This window comes from Bacillus sp. C30 (genome assembly GCF_040838255.1).
Taxonomy (GTDB): domain Bacteria; phylum Bacillota; class Bacilli; order Bacillales; family Bacillaceae_G; genus Bacillus_A; species Bacillus_A mycoides.
The window spans coordinates 1-2556 of sequence record NZ_JBFPJH010000420.1; the positions used below are offsets into that span (position 1 = coordinate 1).

At 35.3% G+C, this 2556-nt stretch carries 2 protein-coding genes and 1 pseudogene; all 3 read right to left on the reverse strand.

The features are described 5' to 3' along the window. Positions 1 to 14 precede the first annotated feature (14 nt). The 3 genes and pseudogenes from AB3X49_RS21135 to AB3X49_RS21145 all read right to left on the reverse strand — a co-directional run bounded on the left by AB3X49_RS21135 (position 15) and on the right by AB3X49_RS21145 (position 2524). The gene (locus tag AB3X49_RS21135; protein ID WP_002013591.1) at positions 15 to 758 is read right to left on the reverse strand and encodes a metallophosphoesterase family protein; all 744 of its coding nucleotides are present in this window, start codon (positions 756 to 758) and stop codon (positions 15 to 17) included. Between the two features lie 13 nt (positions 759 to 771). Beyond that, positions 772 to 1712: pseudogene (locus AB3X49_RS21140) on the reverse strand (aminoglycoside phosphotransferase family protein). A gap of 14 nt (positions 1713 to 1726) precedes the next feature. Next, the gene (locus AB3X49_RS21145; RefSeq protein ID WP_113709929.1) at positions 1727 to 2524 is read right to left on the reverse strand and encodes a VOC family protein; all 798 of its coding nucleotides are present in this window, start codon (positions 2522 to 2524) and stop codon (positions 1727 to 1729) included. Between the last annotated feature and the right edge of the window lie 32 nt (positions 2525 to 2556).

The following is a 2556-nucleotide window of genomic DNA, read 5'->3' on the forward strand; positions in this document are numbered from 1 at the left end:
GATTTATATTTTCCTTATTTCCCCTTAAAACCTCGATATAAAGCAGTCCGTAATTCTTGCTTGTATTCTTCAATTTCTGGCATATCCAGCTCCTCAGCTAGTCGGATGGCTAGTTCAATATCATATGGTACACGTACGAGTTGAATGGAAAAGCTTGCTGCTTCTTTTTCATTGTATGTTCCTTCAAAAATTAAATAGGAAGCTTGTGTAATTTCAAGTGGATTACCTACACTACCAGCATTACATAGCGTTTTCCCTCTAAAATTTTGCACATACGCTTGATGAACGTCACCGTAACAAACGACATCTGGTTTTCTTTCCCCTTCTATATTCTCTGTGAGCTCACTATTTTCGAACATACTAATACGCTCTTCTCTTGTTGCATGTGGTTGAATTCTTTCATATAAACTTCTTGGTGAAGCGTGGAACATACGAATCAGTTTCCCACTCATATAAAACTCGATTGAAAATGGTAAGCTTCTTAAATACTCATTTTGTTCTTCTGACAATTGTTTTTGATGCCATTTTAACGCTTCAAATTCAGTCGGTTTTGTAATGAAATCATCCCAGTTTCCCATTACGGTTCCTTCACATTCTTTACGAACGATTTCAATTACTTCGCTAGAATGCGGACCTTTTCCTACTAAATCTCCAAGACAAATAATACGTTCAATTCCTCTTAATTTAATATCTTTCAGTACTGATTCTAATGCCGGAATATTACCATGTATATCTGAAATTACCGCAATTTTATCCAAATGAATCCCTCCGTTATTTATTGTTTATTATATCCTCATGTTGTGATTGATACCATTTTGGAATATAAGATGAAAAATGATTATGATCTTCTATAATTCGGTTCAATCTTTCTTTCATATCCTCTACTAAATGTGGTGTAGTTCGGTTTGTCCATACGATATCCGCTGGGAATGTCATCGCTGCATATAATGAATACAGTTTCCAAAAATGGAGTGGCGGATTGCCTCCGCAATAACCGTGAACTTGTCCAACCGCAAATGGTTTGCTTATTCTTGTAGTAAAAATCGCTACGTTATAAAAATCGTGTATTGGATCGCCAAAATCATATCCACTAAAATCGATAACGATAAATTCATTATTATGAATCATACTATTTGCTGGGTGGTAATCATCGTGTAAAAATGTGATAGGCCGATTTTTCAATAAGTCTTTATGATTTTCTACAAAGGTTAATACTGGCTTCAAATCCAGAAAATTCACCTCATAATCTGCTAATGCCTCTATGTACCTTTCATACTTATTCCACCTAAATATTTCCCATTTATTACTTGCACTTTCTCTTTCTATCGAGTGAATTCTCTTTAATATTTCCCCTGCTTTTCTTCCTGCATTATACTGTTCTTCCACCGATAGCTTGCTTAAGCTCTCTTCACCATTTACACCTTGGGTCCATTCAAATACTTGAACACATTTATTTAATTCCTCAAGTTTTATGAAATGAATTAACTTCGGCGTTGGAATATGCAATAACTCCAATTGTTTCATATACATATATTCTTCTTGTTTTCGTTCATAATTAGAAGAATCACACACTTTTACAAAATAAGTTTCTCGATTCTCTAGGTCAATTTTATACTTCTCTTCGTGTGAAAAACCTTTTGTAATTGCTGTACATTTTACAATACGTGTGACCTCTCTAGTTTTCTTTCTATCTCTCTTAACATTTCTTCCACAAAACTCACCTCTATCAATATACGAACAAACTACCTAACACTTCATACTCTCGTTTATTTTCCCCTTTAAACTCCACTGCAAATGGATATTCGCCATGATGCTTCAAACGTTCTAGTACTAGCCCTTCTCCAACTGGTTCACAAAACTGCACATGAACATCACCAAACGATACACTTTGACACTCAGCATTCCATTCTTCATTTTGTATGATTGAATTTGCAGTTAGCTCCATTACTTCTTTCCATTTCCGCACTGTTTCTCGAACATTTTTCACCGTATAATGAATCGTTTCAATTTCTTGTACTTTATTTTTATGTTCAGTGATCGTCCCTATTTTACGTAAATCGTTTCTTCTTTCTTCATCCGTTTCATTCCACTGTATAAAGAATGGTAATTTCGGTCCATTCTCTTCTTGCTTTACAAATAACATTTTCCATTCTAAAAGCCGACCATCTTTTCTCATCCGTTTCCCTTCAAATGGTCCTATCGTATGTAAGCCGTGCTTATTAAACTTATTTGCTAGTTCTTCAATTGCATCTGTTCGAATTGCGATTTGTAGCATCCCTTCTCTATTTTTTAATTTCACCACTGTTTCTTGTACTAATGGATTTTCCGCTTCTTTCGCTTTTTCTTCATGCTGAACTGCTAAAAATTCTATATATGATAAATCAAAATAACATAAACTATTCCAAGTACCCCAAGTCGTATGCTCACCGCCTAATGCAGTATGAAATCCATGCTCCTGCATTTGTTTTGCCGCTTCCCCCGGTGTACAATGCACTGCGTGAACGAGATGATCAAATGCTAACATATTCTTTCTCCCCTTTCTCTCCATCCTTTTAT